This window comes from Actinomycetospora soli (assembly GCF_021026295.1).
GTDB lineage: Bacteria > Actinomycetota > Actinomycetes > Mycobacteriales > Pseudonocardiaceae > Actinomycetospora > Actinomycetospora soli.
In genome coordinates this window covers 197,721-212,118 of the sequence record NZ_JAJNDA010000004.1, presented here as the reverse complement: position 1 = coordinate 212,118, position 14,398 = coordinate 197,721, and the positions used below count along the sequence as shown (strand labels likewise).

13 protein-coding genes and 2 tRNA genes are annotated in these 14,398 nt (G+C 73.5%); 12 read left to right on the top strand and 3 right to left on the bottom strand.

Features of this window, described 5'->3' with window-relative positions:
• Positions 1–40 precede the first annotated feature (40 nt).
• Entirely contained in the window at positions 41–595 is a 555-nt protein-coding gene (locus LN037_RS08030) for a M48 family metallopeptidase (protein WP_230751413.1), read from the top strand.
• A gap of 4 nt (positions 596–599) precedes the next feature.
• Here the strand turns inward: LN037_RS08030 and LN037_RS08025 are convergent, their stop codons facing one another.
• Complete coding sequence (locus LN037_RS08025) at positions 600–2,111, bottom strand: zinc-dependent metalloprotease (RefSeq protein ID WP_230751412.1); 1,512 nt, start codon at positions 2,109–2,111, stop codon at positions 600–602.
• 129 nt (positions 2,112–2,240) lie between these two features.
• Between LN037_RS08025 and LN037_RS08020 the strand changes: the two genes are divergently transcribed.
• The 4 genes from LN037_RS08020 (at position 2,241) to LN037_RS08005 (ending at position 6,675) form a co-directional block, all read left to right on the top strand.
• On the top strand, positions 2,241–3,266 hold the full coding sequence (locus LN037_RS08020) for a YlbL family protein (protein WP_230751411.1): 1,026 nt from the start codon (positions 2,241–2,243) through the stop codon (positions 3,264–3,266).
• A gap of 92 nt (positions 3,267–3,358) precedes the next feature.
• The gene (locus LN037_RS08015; protein WP_230751410.1) at positions 3,359–6,331 is read left to right on the top strand and encodes a UPF0182 family protein; all 2,973 of its coding nucleotides are present in this window, start codon (positions 3,359–3,361) and stop codon (positions 6,329–6,331) included.
• 38 nt (positions 6,332–6,369) lie between these two features.
• Positions 6,370–6,443, top strand: a tRNA-Met gene (locus LN037_RS08010).
• A 155-nt stretch (positions 6,444–6,598) separates the two neighbouring features.
• A tRNA-Met gene (locus tag LN037_RS08005) sits at positions 6,599–6,675 on the top strand.
• Positions 6,676–6,896: 221 nt separating this feature from the next.
• Here LN037_RS08005 and LN037_RS08000 read toward each other — a convergent pair.
• Positions 6,897–7,253 carry a DUF952 domain-containing protein gene (locus LN037_RS08000; RefSeq protein WP_230751409.1) on the bottom strand — a complete coding sequence of 119 codons (357 nt, stop codon included), beginning with the start codon at positions 7,251–7,253 and terminating at the stop codon, positions 6,897–6,899.
• A gap of 45 nt (positions 7,254–7,298) precedes the next feature.
• Between LN037_RS08000 and LN037_RS07995 the strand changes: the two genes are divergently transcribed.
• Together LN037_RS07995 and LN037_RS07990 are read left to right on the top strand one after the other, a co-directional pair.
• The gene (locus LN037_RS07995) at positions 7,299–7,595 is read left to right on the top strand and encodes a YggT family protein (RefSeq protein WP_230751408.1); all 297 of its coding nucleotides are present in this window, start codon (positions 7,299–7,301) and stop codon (positions 7,593–7,595) included.
• Positions 7,596–7,647: 52 nt separating this feature from the next.
• Positions 7,648–8,238 (top strand): class I SAM-dependent methyltransferase, encoded by a 591-nt coding sequence (locus LN037_RS07990; protein WP_230751407.1) that lies wholly within the window; start codon positions 7,648–7,650, stop codon positions 8,236–8,238.
• Here the strand turns inward: LN037_RS07990 and LN037_RS07985 are convergent.
• Positions 8,235–9,158, bottom strand: coding sequence for an alpha/beta fold hydrolase (locus LN037_RS07985; RefSeq protein WP_230751406.1), 924 nt, complete (start codon positions 9,156–9,158; stop codon positions 8,235–8,237). The two genes, LN037_RS07990 and LN037_RS07985, sit on opposite strands and share 4 nt — an antisense overlap.
• Positions 9,159–9,236: 78 nt before the next feature.
• On the opposite strand from LN037_RS07985, the gene LN037_RS07980 reads away from it, so the two are divergent.
• The 5 genes from LN037_RS07980 to LN037_RS07960 all read left to right on the top strand — a co-directional run bounded on the left by LN037_RS07980 (position 9,237) and on the right by LN037_RS07960 (position 14,372).
• A complete protein-coding gene (locus LN037_RS07980) occupies positions 9,237–10,403 on the top strand; it encodes a glycoside hydrolase family 3 N-terminal domain-containing protein (protein ID WP_230751405.1) in 1,167 nt (388 codons plus the stop codon).
• Between the two features lie 64 nt (positions 10,404–10,467).
• Positions 10,468–11,640: an acyl-CoA dehydrogenase family protein gene (locus LN037_RS07975; protein WP_230751404.1), complete on the top strand. Its 1,173-nt coding sequence runs from the start codon at positions 10,468–10,470 to the stop codon at positions 11,638–11,640.
• A gap of 11 nt (positions 11,641–11,651) precedes the next feature.
• Entirely contained in the window at positions 11,652–12,767 is a 1,116-nt protein-coding gene (locus LN037_RS07970; protein WP_230751403.1) for an acyl-CoA dehydrogenase family protein, read from the top strand.
• Positions 12,768–12,915: 148 nt separating this feature from the next.
• Positions 12,916–13,245 (top strand): putative quinol monooxygenase, encoded by a 330-nt coding sequence (locus LN037_RS07965; protein WP_230751402.1) that lies wholly within the window; start codon positions 12,916–12,918, stop codon positions 13,243–13,245.
• Positions 13,242–14,372, top strand: coding sequence for a DUF3500 domain-containing protein (locus LN037_RS07960; RefSeq protein WP_230751401.1), 1,131 nt, complete (start codon positions 13,242–13,244; stop codon positions 14,370–14,372). Before LN037_RS07965 ends, LN037_RS07960 begins: the two co-directional genes overlap by 4 nt.
• The last annotated feature ends 26 nt before the right edge of the window (positions 14,373–14,398 follow it).

The following is a 14,398-nucleotide window of genomic DNA, read 5'->3' as shown; positions in this document are numbered from 1 at the left end:
GCCGACGCCGTCCGGATCCGTCTCGCCTACCGTGACCGGTGTGGAGGACCCGAAGGTCGTGGTGCGCCGCAGCGCCCGGCGCACGCGCACGATCAGCGCCCGACGCGAGGGTGACACCCTCGTCGTCTCGATCCCGGCCTCGGCGAGTCGGGCCCAGGAGGAGCGCTACGTGGCCGAGATGGTCGCGAAGCTGCAGCGCTCGGAGGCCCGCCGCCGCCCCGGGCGCCGGGCCGGGGACGACGAGCTCGCCCGCCGCGCCGACGCCCTCGCCTGCGAGCACCTGGACGCGGTCGGGCCCGACGGACGCTGGCCCCGTCCGGTGTGGGTGCGGTGGGTGCCGCCGATGCGGACGCGCTGGGCGTCGTGCACGCCGAGCGAGGGCACGATCCGCGTCAGCGAGCGGCTGCGCGAGGTACCGGGCTGGGTGCTCGACCACGTGCTCGTCCACGAGCTCGCACACCTGCGCGAGGCCGGGCACGGCCCGGCGTTCCGGGCCCTCGAGGCCCGCTACCCGCGCTCGGAGCGCGCGATCGGCTACCTCGAGGGCCTGTCCGACGGCGCCGGACTGGAGATCGGCGCCGAGCCGGACGAGTGACCGGTCAGGCCTTCGGGCCCGACGACCCGTCGTCGGGCCCCTCGGAGGACCCGGGCCCCTCGGAGGACCCGGGCTCCTCGGAGGACGCGGGACCCTCGGAGGACCCGGAGGACCCGGTGCCCTCCCGCTCGGCCTTCATCTCCGCCTCGAGGCGGGCGATCGGGTCGTCGAGGTCGGCGAAGGAGCCCTCCCCGCCGTCGCCGGAGAGCTCCGAGCGGCCCCGGACGAACGCGGCGGGGTCGTCGAGGTCCTCGGCGGTCGGCAGCAGGTCCGGGTGGGCCCACACCGCGTCGCGGCCGTCGACGTCGCGCGCCTCGCCCAGGCGCCGCCACAGCTCGGCGGCGTCGCGCAGCCGGCGCGGGCGCAGCTCCAGGCCGACGAGCGTCGCGAAGGTCTGCTCGGCCGGTCCGCCGGAGGCGCGGCGGCGGCGCATGCTCTCCCGCAGCGCGTCGGCGCCGGGCAGCCGGTCGCCGATCGCGGCGGCGACCACGTGGTCGACCCAGCCCTCGACGAGGGCCAGGAGGGTCTCCAGCCGGGCGAGCGCGGCCCTCTGCGCCTCGGTGGTCTGCGGCTCGAAGAGCCCCGACGACATCGCCTGCTCGATCGCGGCCGGGTTCGACGGGTCGAGGTCGCGGGCGAGCTCCTCGATGCGCGAGGTGTCGATCGAGATGCCGCGGGCGAACTCCTCGACGGTGGCGAGCAGCCGCTGGCGCAGCCACGGCACGTGGCCGAACAGCCGGTGGTGGGCCGCCTCGCGGGCGGCGAGGAAGACGAGGACCTCGCCGGCCGGCCGGTCCAGGCCCTCGGTGAAGCGGGCGATCGCGTCGGGCAGCAGCGCCGCGGTGCCCTCGGGGCCCAGCGGGAGCCCGACGTCGGAGGAGGTGAGCACCTCGCCCGCCAGCTGGCCCAGGGCCGACCCGAGCTGCGAGCCGAACGCCATGCCGCCGACCTGGGAGATCATGCCGAGCATCGGCCCGGCCATCTCGCGCGCCTCGGCGGGCAGCCCCTCGACCCAGGCGCCGGCGACGCGCTGCGCCACCGGGTCGCAGAGCCGCTGCCAGGTGGGGATGGTGGCGTCGACCCAGTCGTCGGCCGACCAGGCGGTGACCGTCGACGCGCCGGAGGGCAGCGTTGTGGCGTCGTCGAGCCAGAGCTCGGCGAGCCGGACCGACTCGACGATCGCGTTCTTCTGCTCCGCGCTCGGCGCGCCCTTGACGGTGATCTGCTGGTGCGCCATCTGGGCCGCGAGCTTGTAGTTGACCGGGCCGTTGCCGCCGCCGGGTCCCCCGGAGGCGGACAGCATCTGCCCGAGCTGGGTGAGCATCTGCCCGAGCTGGTTCATGTCGAACCCGCCGGGGCCGCCCGCACCGCCGGCGCCGCCGAGGGCGCCGAACGGGTTGCCGCCGGCGCCGAACCCGAAGCCCTGCGGGCCGCCGCCGGAGCCGGACCCGGAGTCCCCCCGGCGCCGCTCGTCGTCGGGGTCGGACGGGCCGAAACCGAAGGGCAGGTCGCTCATGGCGACCACGGTACGCGCGCCCACCTGCCCCGGGAGCGGTCGCGGAGACCGCACAGCACGCCCACAGCGAACATTCAGGATCGAGCCCGTATCCCGACCCCACGCGGTCGATCACTACCCTCGCGGCCCGTGACCCGGTTGCGCGCGACGCTGGCCCTGGGCCTCGTGCTCGCCGCGGTGCTGGGGCTGACCGGGGCGACGGTCCGGGTGCCCTTCGTCGCCCTCGGCGACGGACCGACCTTCGACGTCCTCGGCGCCCAGGACGGCCGCACGATCATCGACGTCTCCGGCGCCGTCCCCACCTTCCCGACGACGGGTCAGCTGCGGATGACCACGGTCGCGGTCACCAGCCAGGTGACGCTGTTCGGTGCCGTCGCGATGTGGATCAGCGGGTCGCACGAGGTGGTGCCGCGCGAGCAGGTCTACCCCTCCGGCCAGTCCAGCCAGCAGGTCGACGCCGAGAACACGCGCCAGTTCACACAGTCCGAGGACGACGCCCAGAACGCGGCGCTGCGCTACCTCGGCTACCCCAGTGCGGTCGAGGTCGGCGACGTGACGACCCCCGGCCCGTCGGTGGGGCTGCTGCGGGAGGGCGACCGCATCAGCGCGATCGGCGGGCGGCCGGTGACGACGCCGCAGGACGTGGTCGACGCCGTCGGCGCCGCACGGCCCGGGGCGCCGCTCGTGCTGACCGTGGTGCGGGGCGGGGCCACCAGCGACGTCACCGTCACCACCGCACCGCGACCCGGCGACGCGACGAAGGGCTACCTCGGGATCACCGCGACCGGCGTGGTCGACGCGCCCGCCACCATCCGGATCGGGCTCGCGGACGTGGGCGGGCCGTCCGCCGGGCTGATCTTCGCCACGGCGATCGTCGACAAGCTCACCCCCGGCGACCTCACCGGCGGCCGGGACATCGCCGGGACCGGCACGATCGACGCCGCCGGCCGGGTCGGCCCGATCGGGGGAATCCGCTTCAAGATGGACGCCGCGCGGCACGACGGCGCGACCGCGTTCCTCGTGCCCGCGGGCAACTGTGCGGAGGCGGTGCGCACCGCGCCGGACGGACTGACCCTGGCGCGGGTGTCCGACCTGCGCGAGGGTGTGGCCGCCGTCCAGGCCATCGCGGCCGGTCGGACCCCGCCGACCTGCTGAGAAACGGACGAAGCCGTCCACAGGGAACCCACACGGGCTCAATAGAGTTGAGGCTCTCGAGCCCCCTCGACATCTCTGGAGTGTGACCGCCCGTGGCCAACCGGCCGGCGACCGGGAACCCGCAGCTCTCCCGGCGTACGAAATCGCTGCTCGTCCTGGGCGCGATCGTGCTCGTGGTCCTCGTCGGTCTGGCCCGGCTCGTCGACGTCTACGTCGACTTCGCCTGGTTCGGCGAGGTCGGCTATCGCGACGTCTTCACCACGGTGCTCGCCACCCGCGTGATCCAGAGCGTCGTCGCCGCGGTGTTCATGGGTGGGCTCATCGCGCTCAACCTGTACATCGCCTACCGCACCCGCCCCGTGTTCGTGCCCGTCGCGGGCCCGGAGGACCCGGTCGCGCGCTATCGCACGGTGGTGCTCTCGCACCTGCGGCTCTTCGCGATCGGCATCCCGGTGCTCGTCGCGGTGATCGCCGCCCTGTCGGCGCAGGCCGACTGGCAGACCACCCAGCTCTTCCTGCACCAGACGCCGTTCAACATCGCCGACCCGGTGTTCGGACACGACATCGGCTTCTACGTGTTCGCCCTGCCGTTCTGGCGGGCGGTGCTCTCGTGGCTGTTCGTGGGCATCGGCGTGAGCTTCGTGGCCGCCCTGGTCGCGCACTACATCTTCGGCGGCATCCGCCTCGCGGGCCGCAACGGCTCGCTGGCCACCGCCGCGCGCGCCCACCTCGCGGTCCTCGCCGGCAGCTTCGTGCTGCTCAAGGCGGTCGCGTACTTCCTCGACCGGTACGAGCTGCTGTTCTCCGACCGCAAGGCCTCGATCGGCGGCGCGAACTTCTACGGCGCGAGCTACACCGACCTCAACGCCGCGATGCCGGCCAAGCTGATCCTGCTGCTCATCGCGGTGATCTGCGCGGCCGCCTTCTTCGCGGCGGTGTTCCTGCGCAACCTGCAGATCCCGGCGATCGCCCTCGCCCTGCTGGTGCTCTCCAGCGTGCTCGTCGGTGCCGCCTGGCCCGCCGTGCTCGAGCAGTTCTCGGTGCGCCCGAACGCCAACCAGCGTGAGGCGCTCTCGATCGAACGCAACATCCAGGCGACCAGACAGGCGTTCGGCATCACCGACCAGACCGTCAACCGGGAGCCGTACGCGGGCACCACCGACCAGAGCGCCACGGCGGTGCAGCAGGCGATCGCCACCGACACCGCGACGGTGCCGAACATCCGCCTGCTCGACCCGAACCGGCTCTCCCGCACGTTCACCCAGCTCGAGCAGCGACGGAACTTCTACGGCTTCCCCGCCACGCTCGACGTCGACCGCTACACGGTGGGCAACCAGACGCAGGACTTCGTGGTCGCGGCCCGCGAGATCGACCCCGACAACCTCGTCGGGAACCAGCAGGACTGGATCAACCGCCACCTCGTCTACACCCACGGCAACGGCTTCGTCGCCGCGCCGGCGAACACCGTCAACGCGCCGCTGGACTCCAACGGCGGCCAGGGCGGCTACCCGCAGTTCCAGGTGTCGGACGTCGACACCCCGGGACCGTTCGGCCTGCAGCAGCCCCGGATCTACTTCGGCGAGCTCGTCAACGGCCCGGACGACTACGCGATCGTCGGTGCCGACGCCGGCACCCCGCCGCGGGAGTACGACACGGACTCGCGGCAGTACACCTACACCGGGCCCGGCGGCGTGTCGCTGGGGAACCCGGTCACGCGGCTCGCGTTCTTCGCCTACTACGGCTTCGAGCGCAACATCCTGTTCAACTCCTCCATCGGCGACAACTCGCGGATCATGTACAACCGCGACCCGCTGACCCGGGTGCAGAAGGTCGCGCCGTGGCTGGAGCTGGACAACGACGTGTACCCGGCCGTCGTCGACGGGTCGATCAAGTACATCGTCGACGGCTACACGACGCTGCCGCGCTACCCGTACTCCCAGCAGGTGCCGCTCGGCGACGCCACGCGGGACTCGGTCAACAACGCGACGCTCTCGCCCGAGGTCGCCGGCTACATGCGGAACTCGGTGAAGGCGACCGTGGACGCCTACACCGGCCAGGTCGACCTCTACGAGAACGACCCGAACGACCCGGTGCTCCAGACGTGGGAGAAGGCGTTCCCCGGCGTCATCAAGCCGGCCTCCGAGGTGCCGCCGGCGCTCCGGGCGCACTACCGCTACCCGGAGGGCATCTTCAAGGTCCAGCGCGACCTGCTGACCCGCTACCACGTGTCCGACCCCGGCGAGTTCTACTCCACGGTGTCGTTCTGGGACGTACCGTCCGACCCGACGAGCGACGCCGCGGCCGCGGCGGGCGACCCGCAGCCGCCGTACTACCTGCTCGCCGACGACCCGCGGCGCGGCACGGCCAACGTCCCGCAGTTCCAGTTGACGACCGCGCTGGTCAGCCTGCGCCGTGAGTTCCTCTCGGCGTACCTGTCGGTGAGCTCGGACCCGGGCACGTACGGGCAGATGACGCTGCTGCAACTGCCGGCGGACACCCAGACCCGGGGCCCGCAGCAGGTGCAGACGCAGTTCCTGTCGTCGCCGCAGGTCTCCAGCGAGCTCAACCTGCTGCGCCAGCAGGGCACCCAGGTGCTCTACGGCAACCTGCTGACGCTGCCGGTGGCGGGCGGCCTGCTCTACGTGGAGCCGGTCTACATCGAGCGCTCCAACCAGGAGTCCTCGTTCCCGCAGCTCTCCCGGGTGCTGGTCAGCTTCGGCGGCCGGATCGGCTACGCGCCGACCCTGCCCGAGGCGCTGACCCAGGTGTTCGGCTCGTCGGGCACGGCGACGTCGACGCCGGGCCAGGCGCAGACGCCGAGCGCCGGCCAGGCGCCCGCGCAGGCGCAGACCCCGGCGGCGGGCCAGGCCCCGGCCGCCGGGGCCGCACCGGCCGCGGGCAGCTCGGCCGCGGTCACGTCCGCGGTGAACTCGATGAACTCGGCGCTGGACCGGCTGCGCACCGCGCAGCAGCAGGGGGACTTCGCCGGGATCGGTCAGGCCCAGCAGGACCTGGCGAACGCCATCAACGCCTACCGGGCCGCGACCGGGGGGACCCCCGGCTGATCCACTCCACCCCGCGTCGCGTATCGTTGGTGACACGACGCGGGGTGGAGCAGCTCGGTAGCTCGCTGGGCTCATAACCCAGAGGTCACAGGTTCGAATCCTGTCCCCGCTACTCGCGAAGGGCCCCTCACCGTGGTGAGGGGCCCTTCGTCGTTCCCGGGTCCTTCCCGACGGCGGGTGGGCCCGGCGGCTCGCCGCCACCCCCCTGCGAGGCCCCGGTTCACCGCCCGGTAGTGTTCTGGGCATCGCCGGAACGCACGGCGACGGCGCGGGGTGGAGCAGCTCGGTAGCTCGCTGGGCTCATAACCCAGAGGTCACAGGTTCGAATCCTGTCCCCGCTACCACCCGGAGGGCCCCTCACCACGGTGAGGGGCCCTCCGTCGTTCCTGCCCCGCCCATGTCGCGGGCTCTGCCCGTCCGCCGCTCACCCTGTCGTGGTGAGACACCGCGACGAGGCGGGCGGGGTGGCGCGGCAGCCCGCGACGAGGCGGGCGGGGTGGCGCGGCAGCCCGCGACGAGGCGGGCGGGGTGGCGCGGCAGCCCGCGATGAGGCGGGGACGACTCCTCAGCGCTCCGCGAGCGACGACGGCAGGCGGAAGGACCCGTCCGGCTCCGGCGGGAACGGGTGCACCCCCACGACGGCGGCGACCGGCAGCGGGCCGTACACGTGCGGGAACCAGGGCCCGGAGGTCTCCACCTGTCCGTCGCGCACGCCCGGCTCCCACCGCACGGGCGCCCCGCAGCGGGTGGGGTCGACCTCGAGCAGCAGCAGGTCCTCCCGGCCCTGGTACAGGCGCGTGGCGGGCAAGGCGACCGTCCCCGGGTCGGAGCAGTGCACGAAGCCCTCGCTCGCGAGCGAGGGCGGCTCGAGCGCCGTGCCGGCGGCCTCCCAGTCGGGGCGCGGACAGATGTGGAGGATCATGACCCGGGATCCTGGTCCTCACGCCGAACAGGGGACACTGGGGGCATGGCGAGCCCCACGGACACGATCCTCCTGGTCGTCTACTACGTCCTGTTCGTGTTCTACCTGTTCATCATCGGCCGCCTCGTCGTCGAGGTGGTCCGGGGCTTCGCGCGCGAGTGGCGGCCGGCCGGGGGCACCGCCGTCAGCCTCGAGCTGATGTACCGCGTGACCGACCCGCCCGTGAACCTGCTCAAGCGGCTCATCCCCGCCGTGCGGATCGGGAACATCAGCCTGGACCTCTCGATGATGATCCTGCTGCTGCTCGTCTACATCGTGATGCGCGTCGTCGACCCGCGGTGACCCCGGCGGCTTCCGGTGGTCGCCCGGCGGACGACCTGCCACGCTGCCTGGCGTGACGGCTGCTCGTGACCTGCTGACGTTCGTCTCCTCCGCCGTGCGGAGCCCGGGAGTGATCGGTGCGGTCGCCCCGAGCGGACGGGCGCTGTCCGACCTGCTCGCGTCCGTGGCGCCGGCGGACCGGGCGTCGACGGTCGTCGAGCTGGGTCCGGGCACCGGGGTCGTCTCGCAGGCCCTGCGCCGGCGGCTCCCGCCGGAGGCCCGGCACGTCGCCGTCGAGCTCGACCGCAGCATGGTGTCCCTGCTCCGGCGCAACCTGCCGTGGCTCGAGGTGCTCGAGGGCGACGCGAAGGACCTGCAGAAGCTGCTCGCCGACGTCGGCATCACCGGCGTCGACGCGATCGTCAGCGGCCTGCCGTGGACGCTGTTCAGCCGCGAGGCCCAGCGCGGGATCATGGAGCAGGTCAACCGCGTCCTGGTGCCCGGCGGGGTGTTCACCACCTTCGCCTACGCGCACGTGATGAACCTCCCCACGCAGCGGCGCTTCCGCGACCTGCTCCAGGAGAGCTTCGACGAGGTCGCCGTCACGCCGATCGTGTGGCGCAACGTCCCGCCGGCACTGGCCTACCAGTGCCGGAACCGCTAACCGACGAGCTTCGCCCCGATCGCCGCGGCGGACATCTCGCCCGGCGCGGTCGACGCGCAGAACCCGGTGAGCAGCTCGACGAAGCGGGCCGGCTCGTCGCAGTGCGGGAAGTGCCCGGAGCCGTCGAAGATCTCGAGGCGCGAGCCGGGCATCAGCGCCGCCGCCCGGTAGGCGTGGCCCACCGGGATGATCGGGTCGCGCCGGCCCCAGACGACCATCGTCGGCAGCCCCTCGGTGAGGTAGAGCCGGTCGGTGCCGCTCACGCGCTGGCCGTACGGGCCGATCACGCCGCGGATCGTGTCGACGAAGGCGTCCGCGTGCGCGCGCTCGGTGAGCGAGCCGACGTGGCGGGAGTACTCGACCAGCGACACCTTCTCCGCCGCGGGCAGCGGGAGGGCGGCCGCGGCGCGCAGCGCGTTCACCCCCAGCCCGAGCAGGCCGGTGCGGGCCAGCAGCGGCAGCACGATCCCGGCGCCGGGCAGCGCCGCGAGCCGCAGCGTCGGGCTCACCCCGCGACCGAGGCCCCCGGACGACACGAGCACCAGCCGCGTGCACATCTCCGGGAACTGGTAGGCGAACTGCATCGCGACGCCGCCACCGAGCGAGTGCCCGACCACCGTCACGCGCCGGTGCCCGAGCGCCGCGAGCAGGTCGCGCAGCCCGTTCGCGTAGGCACCCATCGAGAAGTCGCCGCTCGGGCCCGCGGACTCCCCGTGGCCCAGCAGGTCGGGGACGATCACGAGGTGGCGGCAGCCCTCGTCCTCCAGACGCTCGAGCACGGGCTCCCAGGTGGACGAGCTGCCGGCGACGCCGTGGAGCAGCACCAGCACCTCGGGATCGTCGGTGGACGCCGCCGGGCACGCCTCCAGGTACGCCATCCGGTGCCCGTGGAGCGTGACCGCCCGCCGCGTGGTGCTCATGGGTCGCATCGTGTCGCATCGCGCGTGCCGGTGCCCACCCTCGGTCGGTGACGACGGGTCCTCCTACCCTGGCCCGCGATGTCGCGTTCCGGTCTCGTCGCCTCGCTCTCCGCCCTGGCCCTGCTCACGGGCTGCAGCGCCGCGCAGGCCCCCGCGGCCCCGCCGCTGGCCACCGGCTCGAGCGCCGCGGCCGCGCCGACGAGCCCCGCCGCGCCGGTCTCCTGCGCCACGGCCACCTACGACCGGCTGACCGATCGGCAGCGCTGGGCCCAGCTCGTCGTCGTCGGCGTCCCGGCGGGCGGGGTGAGCTCGGCCGCGCGGCAGGCGCTGGCGCTCGAGCCCGGCGGGATCATCCTCACCGACGGCGAGTCCGCGAGCGCCGACACCGTGACGAAGGTCGTCACCAGCGCCCAGGCGACCGGCGGCGCCGAGGTCCCGCTGCTCGTCGCGGCCGACCAGGAGGGCGGCCAGGTCCAGGAGCTCGAGGGCCCGGGCTTCCCGACGATGCCGTCGGCGCTGGCGCAGGGCCGTGACCCGGGCGGGCTGCAGGCCGACGCGAGGGGCTGGGGCCGGGCCCTGCGCGACGTCGGCGTGACGGTGAACCTCGCGCCGGTGGCCGACGTCGTCGACCCGTCGCTGGGCACGGCGAACGCACCGGTCGGGCGCTTCGACCGGCAGTACGGCGACGATGCCGCGACCGCGTCCGCGGGCGTGCGGGCCTTCGTCGCGGGGATGCGCGACGCCGACGTCGCGTCCACCCTCAAGCACTTCCCGGGCCTCGGCGAGGTGCGGCAGAACACCGACTTCGCCGGCGGCGTCGTGGACTCGACCACCGGCCCCGACTCACCGACGCTGGAGTCGTTCGCCACGGGCATCCGCGCCGGTGCGCCGTTCGTGATGATGTCCTCGGCCCGGTACACCCGCATCGACCCCGACGAGCAGGCGCTGTTCTCCTCGCGCGTGATGAACGACCTGCTCCGCGGGCAGCTGGGGTTCCAGGGCGTGATCATGACCGACGACGTCGGCGCCGCGGCCGCGCTGGCCGACACCCCCGTCGGGGCCCGGGCCACGAGGTTCGTCGCGGCGGGCGGCGACCTGGTGCTGACCATCCGCCCGGGGGATCTCGCCCCGATGCTCGACGCGATCACCGCGGCGGCCCGGGAACCGGCGTTCGCACAGCGGGCGCAGGACGCGGTCCGGCGGGTGCTCGCCCTGAAGGAGCAGCAGGGCGTCCTGCGCTGCTGAACCGAGCGAGCGGTACTACCGGGCGGTAGTGCGGGGCCGTCCGGGACCTGCGAGAGTGCGGGCCGTGGACCTGACCTACACGGCGGAGGAGGAGCAGTTCCGGCAGGAGCTGCGCACCTGGCTCGCCGAGAACATCCCCACCGAGTGGACCGTCCCGGGCTACTGGGCGACCTTGTCGGACGAGGAGTCGTTCGAGAAGCGCCGCGAGTGGGAGGCCCGCAAGACTGCGGCGGGCTTCTCGGGCATCCAGTGGCCCGTGGAGTACGGCGGCCGCGGCGGCACCCCCGGCATGAAGGCCATCTACGACGAGGAGACGGTGCGGGCGCACGCCCCGCAGACCGTGAACGTCCTGGGCCTCACCTTCCTGGCCCCGACGATCATGGCGATCGGCACCGAGGAGCAGAAGGCCGAGATCATCGGCCCGATGCTGCGCAACGAGGTCATCTGGTGCCAGGGCTTCTCCGAGCCCGGCGCCGGCTCCGACCTCGCCGCCGTGGCCACGCGCGGCGTGCTCGACGGCGACGAGTACGTCGTCAACGGGCAGAAGATCTGGACCACCAACGCCATGCACGGCGACAAGATCTTCACCATCGTGCGGACCGAGGCGGGCTCGGAGAAGCACAAGGGCCTGTCGATGCTGCTGATCGACATGAACCAGCCCGGCGTCGAGGCCCGCCCGCTCAAGCAGATGAGCGGCGCCAGCGAGTTCGGCGAGGTGTTCCTCACCGACGCCCGCGTGCCCGCCAAGGACTGCCTGGGCGAGATCGGCCAGGGCTGGCGCACCGCGATGCTGCTGCTCTCCTTCGAGCGCGGCGCCTCGGGCGTGGGCCAGTACACCGAGTTCCGCCGCCAGTACGACGAGATCGTCGCCGAGGCCAAGCGGTTCGGCCGCGCCGACGACCCCGTGGCCCGCCAGGAGCTCGCGCGGTGCCTCGTCGAGCTGGAGTGCCTGCGCTACCACGCGATGCACATCCTCACGCAGGTCGAGCAGGGCAAGGACCTCGGTTCGGAGTCCTCGATGACCAAGCTGCAGTGGTCCGAGGCGTTCCAGGACCTCTGGGAGGCCTTCGAGCACGTCCTCGGCCCGGAGGCGACGCTGTCGGCCCCGCGGCCCGACGTCGACCTGTCGCCGTTCCACGCGCAGGACCACTGGTCCCGGTCGGTCACGATCTGGGGCGGCTCGTCGCAGGTCCAGCGCAACATCGTCGCCGAGCGCGTGCTCGGCCTGCCGCGGTAGAGGAGAGACACGTGTTCTTCGCACTGACCGACGAGCAGCAGGCCTTCGCCTCGACGGTGACCGAGTTCCTGGCCGAGCGCTTCGATCTCGAGGCCGTGCGCGGCGTCGTCGAGGACCCGGCCGGCGACGGCCACCCGCTCACGCTGTGGAAGGGCCTCGCGGACCAGGGGGCGCTCGCCGTCCTCGTGCCCGAGGAGCACGACGGGCTCGGCCTCGGGCTCGTCGACGCCCAGGTGGTCGCCCGCGCGCTCGGCGCCGGCGTGGCGCCCGGCCCGTGGCTCGCCACCGTGCTCGCCGCGGAGGCCGTCCGGATCGCCGGCTCGGCCGAGCAGCAGTCGCGGTGGCTCCCGGCCCTCGCGGCGGGGGAGACCGTCGGCACCGTCGCGCTGCGCGGCGAGGGCGGCGCCTGGGACGGCTCCGGGATCACCGTCGACGCCACCAGCGCGGAAGGAGAGAGCACGAGCCGGCTCAACGGATCGGCCTCTCCGGTCGACTACCCGGCCGTCGCGGGGCTGATCGTGGTCGCGGCCACCGACGCCTCCGGCACCCCGGGCCTGTACCTGGTCGAGGCGGGGGCCTCCGGGCTGACCGTCCGCGACCAGCACACCTACGACGGGACCGCCCGGGTCGGCGCGGTCGAGTTCGCCGACACCCCCGCCGAGGCCCTGCCGAACGGCGACGCCGCCGCGGTGCGGGCGCTGCTCGCGCGCGGTGCGGTGCTCAACGCGGCGGACCTCGTGGGCGTGGCCCGCGAGGCCCTCACCCGCACCGTGGCCTACGACCGTGACCGCAACCAGTTCGGCGTACCGGTCGGCTCCTTCCAGGCGCTCAAGCACGCCCTGGCCGACCTGCACGTCGCGGTCACGATGGCCGAGCACGCCGTGCTGTTCGCCGCGCACGCGCTGGACACCGACGACCCCGGCGTGGAGATCGCGGTCGCGGTGGCGGGCTCGAAGGCCTCCGACGCGGCCTGGAACGCCACCGGAGCGATGATCCAGTTCTTCGGCGGGATCGGGTTCACCTGGGAGCACGAGGCGCACTTCTTCTACAAGCGCGCCCGTCGTCGGGCCCCGCTGTTCGGCTCCGCCGCGGAGCACCGCGAGGCGCTGGCGGCGCTGACGATGTGACTGCGTCAGGTGAGCACTAACGGTCGCTATAGCGACCTTTAGTGCTCACCTGGGCGGAGCCCACCCCTTCGGATAGGTCGGGTCGCGGGCGGGGTACGGGGGTGATGGCATGACCGGCGTCACCCCCTCACCGACGAAGGAGAACCCCGTGGCCAGCACTCCGACCCAGGACGACCGCAGCCTGCTGACGGTCGTCGCCCGCATGACGGCGAAGCCGGGCAAGGAGGACGAGCTCCGCCAGGGGCTCGAGGCGCTGATCCCGACCACGCTCGCCGAGGACGGCTGCGTGAACTACGACCTGCACGTGGCCGAGGACGACCCGGCGACCTTCTTCTTCTACGAGAACTGGACCTCGGGCGAGAAGCTCGACGCCCACCTCGCCGCGCCGCACCTGGTCGACTTCGCCGGCAAGCTCGACGACCTGCTCGTCAACGGTTCCGAGGGCCTGATCATCCAGCGCCTCAAGCGGATCGCGTGACAGCGACCCCCGCGTCCGTCGCCTCGGCCATGGCCGAGGCGGCGGCGGCCTGGGCGGAGACCCTCGACGACGAGCAGTCGGCGCAGGGCGTCTGGGACTGGCCCGGCTCCAAGGCCGCCGAGGCCGAGCGCCTGAAGTGGTACTACACCCCCACGGACCACGGCGGGCTGACGATCCACGAGCAGCTGCCCCACCAGCAGCGGGCCGCGATGAGGCTGCTCGCCACCGGGCTCTCCGAGCCGGCCTACGTCAGCGCGTCGACGATCATGGGCCTGGAGAACGTCCTCGACCGCACCGAGGGGTTCACCACCGGGTTCGGCCGGGACCGCGGCCGCGACCCGGGGATGTACTACCTGCGGGTGTTCGGCGACCCCACCGGCGACGGGCCGTGGGGCTGGCGCTTCGGCGGGCACCACGTCTCGGTCAACCACCTGGTGGTCGACGGCGAGGCGGTCGCGGGCTCCCCGTGCTTCCTCGGGGCCGACCCGATGGTCTCGCCGCTGCTCGGCGGCCGGGAGCTGCGGCCGCTCGGCGGGATCGAGGACGCGGGGCGGGAGCTGCTGCACGCCCTCGACCCGAACCAGCGCGAGCGCGCGATCCTCACCCCCACGGCACCGGCCGACATCATCGGCGCCAACCGGGTCGAGGTGTCCCCGGGCGACCGGTTGATCCCGCTGCCCGACCTCTGGCGCGGTCACTTCGACGACCAGGCGCTCGAGGACCGGCTCTGGTCCATGCACGACGGGCTGGAGGCCCAGCTCGGCGTCACCGAGGACGACCGGGCCGCCACCGAGTTCTCGGCGCGGCCCAAGGGCATCGCGGCCACCGACCTGTCGAGCTCGCAGCGCGAGGTGCTCCGCGCGGTCGTCGCGGTCTACCTCGACCGCATGCCGGCGGGACTGGTCGAGCGCGAGTACGAGCGGCTCGACCTCGGCGCCGTGCACTTCGCGTGGGCCGGGGGGATCGAGCGCGGCGACCCGCACTACTACCGCCTCGAGGGGCCGGGCCTGCTCGCCGAGTGGGACAACACCCAGCGCGGCGTGAACCACGCGCACAGCGTGTGGCGCGTGCCCGGGCACGAGTTCGGCCGGGACGTGCTGGCCGAGCACCTGCGCGCGCACCACTGAGGTGTCGGGCGCCCACGGCCCCGGGA

Bases quoted from the DNA above. Each gene is read 5' to 3' on its own strand.
- LN037_RS08025 (WP_230751412.1), bottom strand. From the start codon at position 2,111: ATGAGCGACCTGCCCTTCGGTTTCGGCCCGTCCGACCCCGACGACGAG.
- LN037_RS08000 (WP_230751409.1), bottom strand. From the start codon at position 7,253: ATGATCCTCCACATCTGTCCGCGCCCCGACTGGGAGGCCGCCGGCACG.
- LN037_RS07995 (WP_230751408.1), top strand. From the start codon at position 7,299: ATGGCGAGCCCCACGGACACGATCCTCCTGGTCGTCTACTACGTCCTG.
- LN037_RS07985 (WP_230751406.1), bottom strand. From the start codon at position 9,158: ATGAGCACCACGCGGCGGGCGGTCACGCTCCACGGGCACCGGATGGCG.
- LN037_RS07980 (WP_230751405.1), top strand. From the start codon at position 9,237: ATGTCGCGTTCCGGTCTCGTCGCCTCGCTCTCCGCCCTGGCCCTGCTC.